Source organism: Paraburkholderia steynii (assembly GCF_900100565.1).
Classification (GTDB): Bacteria; Pseudomonadota; Gammaproteobacteria; order Burkholderiales; family Burkholderiaceae; genus Paraburkholderia; species Paraburkholderia terrae.
On record NZ_FNDI01000015.1, the window covers coordinates 245,422 to 258,623 of the forward strand.

General features: G+C 61.4%; 12 protein-coding genes and 1 rRNA gene. 6 read left to right on the plus strand and 7 right to left on the minus strand.

Annotation, left to right across the window (positions count from 1 at the left end; translation table 11 throughout):
* Positions 1 to 644 precede the first annotated feature (644 nt).
* Complete coding sequence (locus BLT65_RS26180; protein ID WP_091782670.1) at positions 645 to 1,988, minus strand: TldD/PmbA family protein; 1,344 nt, start codon at positions 1,986 to 1,988, stop codon at positions 645 to 647.
* Positions 1,988 to 3,424: a TldD/PmbA family protein gene (locus BLT65_RS26185; protein WP_091782673.1), complete on the minus strand. Its 1,437-nt coding sequence runs from the start codon at positions 3,422 to 3,424 to the stop codon at positions 1,988 to 1,990. The genes BLT65_RS26180 and BLT65_RS26185 overlap by 1 nt, the downstream gene beginning before the upstream one ends.
* 455 nt (positions 3,425 to 3,879) lie before the next feature.
* On the opposite strand from BLT65_RS26185, the gene BLT65_RS26190 reads away from it, so the two are divergent.
* Positions 3,880 to 4,329 carry a hypothetical protein gene (locus BLT65_RS26190; RefSeq protein ID WP_091782747.1) on the plus strand — a complete coding sequence of 150 codons (450 nt, stop codon included), beginning with the start codon at positions 3,880 to 3,882 and terminating at the stop codon, positions 4,327 to 4,329.
* Between the two features lie 4 nt (positions 4,330 to 4,333).
* Here the strand turns inward: BLT65_RS26190 and BLT65_RS26195 are convergent, their stop codons facing one another.
* Entirely contained in the window at positions 4,334 to 5,125 is a 792-nt protein-coding gene (locus BLT65_RS26195; protein WP_244186602.1) for an EAL domain-containing protein, read from the minus strand.
* A 468-nt stretch (positions 5,126 to 5,593) separates the two neighbouring features.
* Between BLT65_RS26195 and BLT65_RS26200 the strand changes: the two genes are divergently transcribed.
* Positions 5,594 to 5,917, plus strand: a complete 324-nt coding sequence (locus BLT65_RS26200) for a DUF1330 domain-containing protein (protein WP_036005809.1) — start codon at positions 5,594 to 5,596, stop codon at positions 5,915 to 5,917.
* A 79-nt stretch (positions 5,918 to 5,996) separates the two neighbouring features.
* Here BLT65_RS26200 and BLT65_RS26205 read toward each other — a convergent pair whose 3' ends face one another.
* Complete coding sequence (locus BLT65_RS26205) at positions 5,997 to 6,338, minus strand: DUF4148 domain-containing protein (protein WP_091782679.1); 342 nt, start codon at positions 6,336 to 6,338, stop codon at positions 5,997 to 5,999.
* 219 nt (positions 6,339 to 6,557) lie between these two features.
* Here BLT65_RS26205 and BLT65_RS26210 point away from each other — a divergent pair, with 219 nt between their 5' ends.
* Genes BLT65_RS26210 through BLT65_RS26220 form a run of 3 tightly spaced genes read left to right on the plus strand, consistent with a single transcriptional unit; the run spans position 6,558 to position 8,806 of the window.
* Complete coding sequence (locus tag BLT65_RS26210) at positions 6,558 to 7,628, plus strand: catalase family peroxidase (RefSeq protein ID WP_091782682.1); 1,071 nt, start codon at positions 6,558 to 6,560, stop codon at positions 7,626 to 7,628.
* A gap of 12 nt (positions 7,629 to 7,640) precedes the next feature.
* Positions 7,641 to 8,180 (plus strand): cytochrome b, encoded by a 540-nt coding sequence (locus BLT65_RS26215; RefSeq protein WP_091782685.1) that lies wholly within the window; start codon positions 7,641 to 7,643, stop codon positions 8,178 to 8,180.
* Positions 8,181 to 8,230: 50 nt separating this feature from the next.
* Entirely contained in the window at positions 8,231 to 8,806 is a 576-nt protein-coding gene (locus tag BLT65_RS26220) for a DUF1349 domain-containing protein (RefSeq protein ID WP_091782688.1), read from the plus strand.
* A 61-nt stretch (positions 8,807 to 8,867) separates the two neighbouring features.
* Here BLT65_RS26220 and xylB read toward each other — a convergent pair whose 3' ends face one another.
* Complete coding sequence (xylB, locus tag BLT65_RS26225) at positions 8,868 to 10,334, minus strand: xylulokinase (RefSeq protein WP_091782691.1); 1,467 nt, start codon at positions 10,332 to 10,334, stop codon at positions 8,868 to 8,870.
* Between the two features lie 351 nt (positions 10,335 to 10,685).
* On the opposite strand from xylB, the gene BLT65_RS26230 reads away from it, so the two are divergent.
* The gene (locus tag BLT65_RS26230) at positions 10,686 to 12,005 is read left to right on the plus strand and encodes an MFS transporter (protein ID WP_042311385.1); all 1,320 of its coding nucleotides are present in this window, start codon (positions 10,686 to 10,688) and stop codon (positions 12,003 to 12,005) included.
* A gap of 45 nt (positions 12,006 to 12,050) precedes the next feature.
* Here BLT65_RS26230 and BLT65_RS26235 read toward each other — a convergent pair whose 3' ends face one another.
* The gene (locus BLT65_RS26235) at positions 12,051 to 12,695 is read right to left on the minus strand and encodes an aspartate/glutamate racemase family protein (protein WP_091782694.1); all 645 of its coding nucleotides are present in this window, start codon (positions 12,693 to 12,695) and stop codon (positions 12,051 to 12,053) included.
* Positions 12,696 to 12,915: 220 nt separating this feature from the next.
* A 5S ribosomal RNA gene (rrf, locus tag BLT65_RS26240) occupies positions 12,916 to 13,029 on the minus strand.
* Between the last annotated feature and the right edge of the window lie 173 nt (positions 13,030 to 13,202).

Sequence of the window (13,202 nt, forward strand, 5' to 3'; positions counted from 1 at the left end):
ACAAAATCGCGCTTGCAAGCGACCTGTAAAACGTCAAAAACGTTTCATCGCTGAACTCGACAAGCAATACGAATCAATTTTCGGAGTACGGATCGCGTATAGAAACAATCGTATTCATCGGACGCAAAACCATGCCCAGCAAAGAACATGCTTGTGCGTCGCAACAGATGCCGGTTTTGATTCAAAGCTGCAACGGCATGCACAGCAGGCGGAATTCGTCTGAGGCATGCAACGCGCGAAAGATTGCGCGGCCTCGCGCGGATCGCGTTGGCGATTCCCTATGAAATCGATTGAGACCTGCAGAGAGATTCAACACTTCCAGCTGTACGCGCAAGAAAACGCGCCTTTCACGCGTGCCGCGAGTGTCGCAACACGCACACAGCAGTGTGCGTTTGCGCACATAAGGCTGTCTGCATTCGATGTGCGCCAGCGCACAGAGCCCGTGTTCGAGCGTCGGGTATTGTCTCGCTGCACAATCAAAGACGAAGAAAGACGCGGGCCATGAATGGCAACGCATCGCAATGTAATTAGTAATACGACATAACACAATGACGGGGTAATCGATGGATTCTGCCTACCGCTCGGGATGCGGGCGCTGCACGTGTGCGCAGACGCCGCTTCCCTTCAAGCCGCGACGCGCGGCGTCATAAGGTCAGATCGAAGGAACGTACGAGCAGACCCGGCAGCTTCATGCCGCCCGTCGCGCGTTCACCCCATGTCCAGTCGTTCAGCAGCAGTTCGGGCTGTGCGCCGATGCGCTCCAGTTCGCTGCCGAGGAGCCGGTACAGGCTGTCGTCGAAGCGCATCGCATCCACAGGCGCGACAATGCGGCCCTGCTCGACCCAGAAGGTCGCGAAGCGCGTCATGCCCGTCATCCGGCAGTTCATCCGGTCCGAGAAGTTCACGTACCAGAGATTGCCGATATAGAGACCCGTGTCGAGCGCGCGCAGTACGTCGGCTTGCGCGAGATCGCCACCTTGCATCGACAGCGCGGACGGTGTTTCACTCGCCGTCGCGCCATTCGGTGTCAGGGCATATTCGCGGGCCGTACGGGCGTTGGTCAACTGGGCAGCGGCACGCCCTGCTTCGATGAGCGGAACGCTTCGTCGCTGATAGGCGTCGTCGTTGAAGCGCGGTGTGATGTCGAGCGTGAGATCTTCCGTCAGCGTGACGCGCGGATCGAGCGCAACTTCACCGATGTTCAGACGATAAAACTCGTTGCGCGCCGTCGCTTGTGTGCGCGCGGAGAAGGCGCTGAACGAGGCCGTCTCCATCAGTTCGCGTAGCGCAGCGGGCGCGAAGTACGCGCGATAGCGGCCTGGCGCCAGCGCGTGCGGCGCGCGAGACAGCACAGGCAAACGCGCAGCGACCTCTTCCACCTTGCCTGCGAATACCGCATCGCTCCAGGTATCGCCCGCATAGTGGCTCCTGATTGCGCGACCGCTCGCGTCGTACAGCGACCAGCTGATATTGAAGTTCTCGACTTCATACCAGCCACGACTGCCGAGCGACGAAGCAAAACCGCGGGCCATCGTGCCGCCCGCATAGAAGCCGACGAAGTCGAGTCCGAGCGCGCACTGCGCGACGATGAGCGGCAATGTATCGGGCGAAGGCAACGTGCCTGCGCGTTGCGTCGTTTCCGACCAGACCGTCGTGTCGAACAGAAGATGCGGATCGTCGGGCGCATCGCGCAGGCCTTCGCGCAATGCCGTCAGCGTTTGAGCGACAGCGTGGGTGTCCGCGCCGATGTCGCCGCATAGCGTGAACGTCGAATAGGCCTGACGTTGTCCGTCGATCAGCCGCAGCGTGACGCTGGCTTGTGACACGTGGCCCGACTGACGCACCTTGCCTTCGTTGAAGCGGATGAAGTCGGACTGCTCGGCGGAAAACGACGTCAACGCGATTTCATTCGCCGTCAGCCGCTGTTCGATCTCGTTCGCAAGCGTCATGAAATGCGTGCGAGAAGCGGATGAATGGTTGTCATGCATCATGCGCCTCCGAATACATCGACGTTGCTGAACACACATGCGGGCGACGCATGGCCGACGCGGATGATCTGCATCGGCTCGCCCTTGCCGCACATCGACGTGCCATACACGCCGCGCGTCGCTTCGTTGCCGACGGCCACGAGACTGCGCCAGAAGCTCGCCGAGATGCCGCGATAGTTCGGCTGACGCACGACCTGCGTAAGCTGGCCGTGATCGATCAGCTGGCCGTATTCGCAGCCGAACTGAAACTTGTTGCGATGATCGTCGATCGACCATGACGTGTTGGTCCGCATCAGGATGCCGCTTTCGATGTTCGCGATCATGTCTTCGAGCGTGCTCGTTCCCGGCTCGATGTTGAGATTCGCCATGCGGTCGATGGGCGGCCGGTTCCAGCTCGACGCACGCGAGTTCGCGACGCCCGCAAGCCGCGCGCGCTGCTGCGACAGCGCACCGCCGAGCGGCCGCATCAGCACGCCGTCGCGGATCAGGTACTCGCGTTTCGCGCGCGTACCGTCATCATCGAACGCATAGCTTGCGGCTTCTTCGCGCAGGTCGGGATCGAACGTGACGTTCAGCAGATCGGAGCCGTAGCGATACGAGCCGAAGTGCTCGCGCTTGACGAAGCTCCAGCCCGCGAAGTTGCGCTCGTCACCGAGAATGCGGTCGAGTTCGAGCGGATGGCCGATCGATTCGTGAATCTGCAACATCATCTGATCGGGCATCAGCAGCAGATCGCGCCGGCCCGACGGACAGTTCGGCGCGGCCACCAGTTGCAGCGCTTCGTCTGCGATGCGCGCGCCCGCGCCGTCGAAGCCGAAATGCGCGAGCACATCTACACCGCCTTGCGCGAGCGTGCCGTAATCGCCGCCGAGCGTGCGCACCTGCGTCACGCCGTCTGCGTGCGCCGTCACGGAAATCTGCGGCAGCATGAAGCGGAAGTGCTGATCGATGCGTATGCCGTCGCTCGTCAGATACGTTTGCTCGCTGTGCGTGAGCTGCACGGCGGCCGTGCGCTCGACAATGCGGCCGTCGATGTTCGCTGCCGCGCATTCGTGCTGCAGACGTTCCAGCCATTCACGCCGGCCTGGCGACGTTTGCGCGACAGCGGGCGATTCATAGCTGCCACTTTCGACAGGCCGCGCAATCTGCGTGTGATCGATCAGTGATACGGACGCGCATGCCTTGGCGTGTTGCGTCGCGATATCGAGCGCGGCTTGCAAACCACGCTCCGACAGATCAGCCGTGGCGGCATAACCCGCGCCCCTTCCACACCATGCGACCAGCATCGCGCCGCGATCGCTCGCGATGCGCAGCGGTTGCGCGACGTCGTTACGTACGGCGTGATCGTCGGTCCGTTCGTTCACGAAACGCACCGACCAGAAGTCCGCGTCGCTGCGCAACGCGCGCGGCAAGCGGCTCATTAAGGATTCGATCATGGGGTTGCCTCACGAATGTCATGCGCCCATGCGAGCATCGACACGCCGGTAAGGCGCATGCGCTCGCACGCGAATGCCATATCGTACGCGATGCGCAATACTCGATCGCCTTACGTGCTGCGCCGTCTTGTCTTCATCCTCTTCTCGCGCTGTGTCCCGGCGCACATTCATCCCGTTCGAGTGTCTGCCACTGCACATTCATCGGCGCTGCCGCATGCAAGCACGAGCCTGTTTTTCGCGTGCTGCGCGTGCATTTCATAGCCTTTCCTCATTGGAAACCACGCGCAAAATGATGCATTTCTGAACGTGACGAGCGACAAGTACATATGAGATTCGCTTGAATGGTCGTACGGACACGATGTTCTTTGACAAACATCAAGTCGCTCAAGAAGGTACTGACCCATGCCGTTATCACGGACAAGCCGTTTCTCTTTCAACGAACAGAGCCTCTGCCCATGCAAATCCAGAACGATCTTTCAGGCAGCACCGCGATCTCCAGCACACGTACGGCCGATACGTCGACGGACACATCGAGCACTTCAGCAACGAGTGGCGCACAACCGGCCTCACCCTCTGCCGCCACGTCCGGCGCACGGGGTGCGCAAGGCGCGTCGTCCGCAGGAGCAACGGGCGGCAACAGCCCTCAGGATGCGGCTATCAAGCAGTTGAAGGCGCTGATCGAGTCGTTGCAACAGAAGCTGTCGGCAGTGCAGCAGCAGATGGCCCGCGCACAACAGCAGGCGAATACGGATAGCACGGGGGCAGGCGCTGCGATGGTCGCTTCGTTGAGTGCGCAGGCGATGTCGATTTCAGCGGCGCTGCAAACGGCCACGGCCGAGCTTGCCCAACTGATTCTTTCTTCGTCGGGCAAGTCGACGGGCGGCATCGTCAATACACAGGCGTGAAGCGCTACAGCGCGACGTATCGCTCCTGAATGGGAACGTCGGCGTACTCGAAGGTCGGGCGCGCGTAGAAAAAGCCCTGCGCGAGCACCTTGGGCCATTGCGCGAGCCAGCGCGCGAGCGCCCTCGTTTCGACGCCCTCCACCACCACCGCGACATTCAGCCTTTCGAGCATCGACAGCACGCCCGATGCGACGGCTGACGCGCGCGGACAGTCCGGCACGCCATCGAGCATTTCGCGCGCGACCTTCACGGTATCGACATCGATCGTGCTCAGAAGCGCGAGCGACGAATAGCCGGTGCCAAAGTCGTCGATTGCGAGGCGCATGCCTGCTTCGCGCAACGGCTTCGTCAGAGGTGGCGCAGCCAGCAGGCGAGTCGAGTCTTCCGTTTCGACGAGTTCGAGTTCGAGCAGATCGGGCTCGACGCCATGCAGACGCGCGATCTGCATCACGGTGGCCGGAAAGTACTCGTCGGCGACGACGCGCGGCGGCACATTGACAGCGATCGGACACACCCGTTGCCCCTGGCGCTGCGCGTGAGCCAGCGCGCGGCACGCGCCGTCGATCACGTGATAGGTCAGTTGCAACGCGACAAGGGGATGATCGAGCGCGACGAGAAACGCATCGGGCAACAGCATGCCGTAGTCCGGATGCATCCAGCGGATCAGCGCTTCGACGCGCGCGAGCTTGCCTGTCTGCACATCGTAGATACCCTGAAACGCGAGCCGGAATTCACCGGCGAGAAGACCTTCGCTCACGCGTTGTTCAAGCTGGTTCATCAGGCGTGGCGTGTGCATCGTATTGTTCGTGCGCGTCGTCGCACGGGCATCATCATCCTCGCGATCTGCAGCGGTAGCGTGGCGAGCATCCATCGTATGGGAGGACCGTATTTATTGATGTGTGGATGGGATTGGCGTTTCCCCATTCGATGCACGTTTCATACCATGGGTTCGCTGTTTCCTGACAACCACGCCGGAACCCGCATGGCGCCTCATTCTACGGACGATCGCACGGATTCGCGGTCTGGAAAGAAAGCGTAACAACGTTTCGTGCGCGAAACATATGCGCCGGGTGTGCGCGGAACGCGGCGCGCGGCCCTGCTCGCATTGCAGCGGGATGCTCCGCGCTTACCCGCGCAGAATGCCGACTGTCAAAAGTGCTTCATGTGCGAATCGCTGTTGCGCGCGGCATTACCTCAGAGGTAATCGATTCGCCTTGCGACGGCCGATATGCTGGCGTCATTCGTCAACGAGCGGGAGAACAGCATGTCAACGTTTGCCGTTGCGCACCTGCATGAAGTGAAGATGGGTGTGGAGATCGTCGAGTACCTGAAGCGCATCGATGCGACGCTTGCGCCCTATTGCGGCCATTTCGTGCTGCATGGCGGCCGTTGCGAACGGCTCGAAGGCGACTGGCGCGGCGACCTGGTCGCCATTGAGTTTCCGAATCGTGACCTCGCGCGCGCATGGTACCGATCCGCCGCTTATCAGGCGATTCTGCCGCTGCGCACGGACAATTCAATCGGCGATGTGATTCTGATCGACGCGGTGCCGGCCTCGCACGTCGCGACGGATGTGTTGTGCGGATGAGCGCACATACATAAGCGCACATGGGTAAGCGGGGTGCGCTTCACTGCGTGGAAACGCCACCCCTCACCCGGCATGGCGATCAACTGCCGAAGTACACCGAGCAATAGCTGACGGGACCGACGCATGTCGACATACCCGTGTTCGCGCCCGTGACGGGCATCCGCGTTCCAGCGGCATGCGTACCCGCCATGCCCGCACCTTCGCTTTCCTGCGCAGCCTTCTGGTGAGCGACCTGTTGCTGATAGATGGGGGCGACTTCGGGATACGACGTGTCGGTCACGAACTGCGAGCCATTCTGCTCGGCCTGGATCAGTTCCTGACGGACTTCTGCGCGCGTCTTCTCCTGCGCAAATGCGCTCGACGCGAATGCGGTCGAAGCGAGTGCGGCGATCGAAACAGTCAACAGTGCAAGCTTCTTCATTTCCAGCTCCTTCAGTGTAGAAGTGACGTCGATGCGTCACAGGATGTGTGGCGCTTCACTGTGATGAACAAAGCGATGTCTAAATCTATTCCCAACTTTTTTTGCTTTCTCACATCGACCGTTGCAGATAAAAATTCTGGCGTGAGACGGGAATAAACACCGCTCCTCTGTGTTGACGGCCTAAGCACGTCACCATCAGAAACGAAAGGAGCATTCGTGATGAATTCAAAGTCCCGAGCGTCGACGGCCCGCTGCATGCCATGCCGCTTCGCCGCGATCGGCGCAGCGGTATTCGCGCTCGCTGGCACTTTCGCGTATGCGGCCGGCTGGCTCACGCCTTCACGCCTCACGACGTATCGCATCATCAACCAGTTCCAGGCAAACAGCGGCCCACACCCGGGCTATCGCCGCAATCACGCGAAAGGGCTTTGCGTAGAGGGCTATTTCGACAGCAACGGCAATGCGGCGTCGATTTCGCGCGCGCAGGTTTTCACACAGGGCCGCACGCCCGTCATTGGCCGCTTTGCGATTCCAGGTGGTAATCCGTCAGCGCCCGACGCCAGCGTGCCGGTTCGCAGCTTCGCACTGCTCTTCACACAACGCGATGGCGAGCAATGGCGTACGGCCATGAATTCGACGCCCGTGTTCGCGGTGCATACGCCCGAGCAGTTCTATCAGCAACTTGTCGCCGCACAGCCGGATTCCAAGACGGGCAAGCCGGATCCCGCGAAGCTGAAGGCGTTTTATGCATCGCATCCCGAAACGCAGCCGTTTCAGCAATGGGTGAAGACGCATCCGGCATCGTCCGGTCTTGGGAATGCGGCGTACTACAGCATCAACGCATTCCGCTTTACCGACGCGAGCGGACAGGAGCACACAGTGCGCTGGTCCGTGGAGCCGGAAGCGTCATATGCGCCTGTCGATCCGCAGGAGAAGAACGATCCCGATTTCCTGTCGCAGCAGTTCGGCGAACAACTGAAGCACGGTAACGTGCGCTGGCATCTGATCGTGACGCTTGCGAACGCCGGCGATCCCTACAACGACGCGACGCAGCAGTGGCCCGACGACCGGCAGCGCATCGACGCGGGCACCGTTGTTATCGAACGTAGCGCGCCGCAAGCGGATGGCGTGTGCCGCGACGTGAACTTCGATCCGACTGTACTGCCAGATGGCATCGCGCCTTCGGACGATCCACTGCTCGCGGCGCGTTCGGCGGCCTACGCCGTGTCGTATCAGCGGCGCACACGGGAAGAAGCGCTGCATCACGCGCCCGCTACTCCGCAACCCTGAACGGAACGCATCATGACGAACACCTCTCGCCATTTCTCTCCGCTCGCGCGTCTTTTGCACTGGACCATGGCTGTGCTGATTCTTGCGATGCTATTCGTCGGCGTCGCGATGGTCGCGACTGTCTCGCACGCACATGCAACGCTTATCGCATTGCATCGGCCGCTTGGCGTTGCGTTGCTCGTGCTCGCCTTGATTCGCGTCGTAGTGCGATTGAAGAACGGCAGCCCCGCACTGCCCGACGATATGTCTGCATTGCAGCGCTTCGCAGCCAGGGCATCGCATCTCGTGCTGTATGGGCTATTCATCGCGATGCCGTTGATTGGTTGGACGATGCTCTCGGCAGGCGGCTATCCCATCACGTTGTTCGGCACCTGGCATCTGCCCGCAATCGTGCCGCAAAACGTGGATCTGTTCGCGCTGTTGCGCGCGTTGCATACGTGGCTCGCATTCGCGCTGTTCGCGACTGTGCTTGCGCATATCGCGGCAGCCCTCTTTCATGGACTCATTCGTCGCGACGGCGTATTCTCCAGCATGGCTCGCGGCGGACGCTAGATCTTCTGTGCGTCGCGCCGACCGCGTCTGCGACACAACGGAGGCGTTGCGTGTTCGAACAATGCAAATGGTTCAATGAGCCGTCGAGATGGTCGCTCGACGGCGACACGCTCAACGTGACGACCGATCCGAAGACCGACTTCTGGCGCAACACGCACTACGGCTTCACGCGCGATTCGGGTCACTGCTTCGGAGTCCGCACGCAAGGCGATTTCACTGCACAGGTGCGTGTGCGCGGGCAGTTTCATGCGCTCTACGATCAGGCGGGATTGATGGTGCGCGTCGATGAGTCGACATGGCTGAAGGCCGGTGTCGAATTCACTGACGACGTATTGATGATGAGCAGCGTATTGACGGTCGGCCAGTCGGACTGGGCCATCGGTGCGCCCATTGCGGCAGCGGATGGCTTCTGGATGCGTGCAACCGTCGCGCGAGGCGTGTTGCGCGTGCAGTATTCAATCGACGGAAAAACGTGGCCTCTGTTGCGGCTGGCGCCTTTCCCTTTGGCCGCGCACTACTTCGTTGGCCCCGTGTGCTGCACGCCCGAACGCGGCGGATTGAATGTCGAGTTCTCCAGCTTCACGGCAGGCGTACCGTTGCAGAAGGATCTCCACGATCTGAGTTGAGCCTCATGTTCGCGCGGCGAGACGTACGGTACGCCTCGCCGCGCGCGGCGTTGTGCGCGGATCAAATCTGTTCCGAGAAACCCGCCTTGAGCGCCTGATAAATGCTGCGATAGCGCGCAAGCCTGTGCGCAAGCAACGGCGCCTGTGCTCGATCGGGCTCGCAGGACTCGAGCGTCGGAGGCGCCAGGCAGACTTCGCTGATCGATTCGCCCGTCACCGCAAGCCGTGCAAGGCGAGCCGCGCCGAGCGCCGCGCCCACGTCACTGCCTTCGTGACGATGCATCGTGATGCCCGTTGCCGTCGCGCACAGATTGGCCCAGAACGGGCTGCGCGAGCCGCCGCCGATGAACGACGCGCTCTGCAACGTCGTACCGGCGCTTTGCAGCGCGGCATAACCATCGGCCATCGCGAACGCAACGCCTTCCATCACGCTGTACGCGAGATCGCCCGTCGTATTTGCACCCGTCAAACCCCAGAACACGCCGCGCGCGTTCGCATCGTTATGAGGCGTGCGCTCGCCGCTCAGATAGGGCAGAAAGATCGGCGCGGCCGCTGGATCGGCCGTGCTCGCGAGCTCGGGCAAACTGCCGACTTCACGGTTCACCACTTTCGACAGCCACCCAAGGCTCGATGCCGCCGACAGAATCACGCTCATCTGATGCCAGCGATCCGGCAAGCAATGACAGAACGCATGCACGCCTTGCGCCGGATTCGGCGCGAAGCGATCGGTGCCAGCGAACAGCACGCCCGATGTGCCGAGCGACAGAAACGCGCTGCCCGCTTCCGCCACGCCCATGCCGATCGCGCTTGCCGCGTTGTCGCCAGCGCCGCCGCATAGCACGACGGGACCGGCAATGCCCCACTCGCGCCGCAATGCGTCGCTCAACTGCGCAGCACGCGCGCTGCCTTCGACGAGGCGCGGCATGTGCGCGCGCGTCAATCCCGTCGCCGCGAGCATGCGGTCGGACCAGTCGCGCTTCGCGACGTCGAGCCATAGCGTGCCCGAAGCGTCCGACATGTCCGACACGAAATCCCCTGTGAGCCGCCACGCAAGATAGTCTTTCGGCAACAGCACTTTGGACGCGGCGCGAAATACGTCGGGTTCGTGCTTTGCAAGCCAAAGCAGCTTGGGCGCGGTGAAACCTGGCATCGCCAGATTGCCCGTGATCTCGCGCGATTCGGGCACGAGCGCTTCCAGCTCCGCGCACTCGGCGAACGCGCGCGTGTCGTTCCAGAGGATCGCCGGCCTGAGTACTTCGCCTTTCGCGTCGAGCAGCGTCGCGCCGTGCATCTGTCCCGAGAGCCCGATGCCGCGCAGCGCCGCGAATGCGCCGGGATTCGCGCCACGCACGGCGGCAACGGCATCGAGCGTGGCCTGCCACCACGCATGGGGATTTTGTTCCGACCAGTGCGGATGCGGCTGCGCTACATCTAGGCGCACGCCGCTTGTCGCGAGGGTCGTGGACGCGTCATCGGTCAGAATTACTTTTACCTCGGAGGTGCCGAGGTCGATTCCAAGGAAAGTCACTGCACGTCCTCACTATTTGGCATGAGTGGACGCCGCATGCTGAACATCGACGACACGCCAGCGCGGCTACGTGTTCACCGAGCAAGAGCTGGAGCAGCTGGCGCGGGGCGCGAGCGCGACTCTCCCGTGGGAAAGCATGTCTTCTCCATGGTCCGCCGGCTTGCGACCGCCGGCGCTCGTTCGACTCGTTGAAACGAGACGTTACCACGGTGCCCATGAACGGGACGACTGTGAGCGAGTCGTCCCACATTTGCGTGACTGATGGCATCTCCCTTTTTCGATGAATTTGACCGATTGAAATGCGCGGCAGACACTCAGCGGCAATCCCCCACTACATCTATGCGATCCATCATGGCTTCCATCGAACCCACGCACGCAACCGGCCGCGTTGCAGCTGTCCGGCCTCTCGAAGACAGGACGTTGCGCAAGATCGTCGTGGCGTCCGTCGCAGGCAACGCGATGGAATGGTACGACTTCTTCGTCTATGGCACGGCGGCCGCGCTGGTGTTCGGACAGTTGTTCTTTCCCGCGGGCGGCGATCCGTTGATCGGCACGCTCGGCGCATTTGCTGCGTTCGCCATGGGCTTCGTCGCGCGGCCGTTGGGCGGCGTCGTGTTCGGCCATATCGGCGACCGCTACGGGCGCAAGGCGTCGCTCGTCTGGACGCTGCTCATCATGGGTATCGCGACATTCGCGATCGGACTGCTGCCGACGTATGCGCAGATCGGCATCTGGTCGCCCGTTGCGCTCGTCGTATTGCGTCTGCTGCAAGGCGTTGCGTCGGGTGGCGAATGGGGCGGCGGCGTATTGATGATCAGCGAAAGCGCACCGCCGGAAAAACGCGGCTATTACGCGGCGTGGAGCCAGTTGGGCGTGGGCGGCGGATTTGTGTTGTCGTCAGCCGCGTTTCTCGCGGCGCAGTCGCTGCCGCACGACGCGTTCATCAGCTGGGGCTGGAGACTGCCCTTTCTCGCGAGCATCGCGATCTTTGCTATTGGCGTTTATATCAGGCACAGCCTGCCCGAAAGCCGGGATTTCGAACAGACCGAAAAGCGTGGGGAGAAAACCCATATGCCTGTCGTCGAGGTCATCAGGCGGCATCCGAAAGAGATCCTGATGGCGATGGGGCTGCGCGTGGCGGAAAACGGCGGCGCTTATATCTTTCTCGCGTTTTCGCTCGTGTATGGAAAGTTTGTGGGGATCACCAGTTCGGTGATGTTGACGGGCGTCATGCTGGCGATGGTCGTCGAAATGGGCGCGATGCTGGCATGGGGACGACTGTCCGATCGCATCGGAAGAAAGCCTGTGTACATGATCGGCGCCGCGGGATTGATCGTGATGGCCTTTCCGTTCTTCTGGATGCTCGATACGCACCAGGCGCCGTGGATCTATCTCGCGCTTATTCTCGGTACGGCCGTTTGTCACGGCGCGATGATCGGTACATTGCCCGCACTCGTCGGCGAACTGTTCAGCACCGAAGTGCGATATTCAGGCGTGGCGCTTGGGCATGAAGTGGCGTCGATCTTCGCTGGTGGAATGTCGCCGCTGATTGCGACAGCGTTGCTTGCCAGATATCACGCTTACTGGCCGGTTTCGATCTTCCTGATGGTGCTCGGCGCGATTACTGTTGTGACACTCAGGTTTACGCATGAGACGCGTGCGGTTCGATGAAGCGTTGTGTCTCCGTGGTATCGCTTTTGCCGGATTGACGCGCCTTTATGGGCGCAGGGCGTTCATCGCCGCGATAAGACCGCTTGCCGGGCTGGTGAGCGGCTTCATCGCTTGCGTCAATAACGCTGCCGCGCCCGCCATGGATGCCTGAGCCAACGCGACAATGGTGGCGCCGTCCTGGTAGGCGTCTTCCGTTGCGGCAGCGATCTTCGCCAGGTAAGCGGCGTGTTCGCCCGCTCTGAACAACTGCCAGGCGTCCTGCACGAGCCGGATTTCGACCTCAGCACCGGATCGCTTCGCCGCGTCCGTAAATATCCGTGCAGTCGGTGCCAGCGTCGTCTCAACAGCGCATAGCGCAATCACTTTGCCGCCGGCACGCGTCGCCTCTTCTGCCAAGGCACTGTCGACTCTTATCATGGGGACAGGGGCATTGGCCGATACGGCTGTGATACAGGGCCCCAGAGTGGAACATGTGAGAAGTACTACATCCGCACCACGCCCCAGAGTCAACAGGGCATCGCAAGTTTGACGTTCGATGTCCGGGGTCAGCCCGCGAGCGAGCTCTGCAGCTGCGAGGAGGTCAGCGCGCACTTCATGGTGCAGCGAGCCCTGTGGCAAATTCAACTGCTGTGCCACTGTGTCGAACACCGCGACGTTACTGTCTGCCGTGTGTAAGCACGCGATGCGCATCGCTTTCTCTCCAGGTCGAGTCAAGCAGTTTCGCACAGGTACGCGGCGAGGTCGCGGCATTAGCGACGTGGGGCAGTTTCGCGGGAAGATCGGATGGAGAGGAAACGCGGGCACGTTCGTCGCTGTAGCATACGGCCCGCTGGGAAAGCGACATTAAACCGCGCGCCCCACAAACGCCAAGACCCCGCTTTTGAGGGCGGGGTCTTGGCTTGCATAAGGAGCCTGACGATTACCTACTTTCACACGGGCAATCCGCACTATCATCGGCGTGGAGTCGTTTCACGGTCCTGTTCGGGATGGGAAGGGGTGGTACCGACTCGCTATGGTCATCAGGCATGACGGGTTGCTGCGTCGCATTTGTGGTGCGCCACAGCCAATCTGGAAGAAGCGTAAAGAGGGTATGGGTTGTGTTGTTTCTGGCACAACACCGATCTCAACCTGTGTGTCTGCTGGAGACCCTGCGCTGCGCGCAGGGTGGGACATCCGTAAGTGCTGAAGCACTAACGA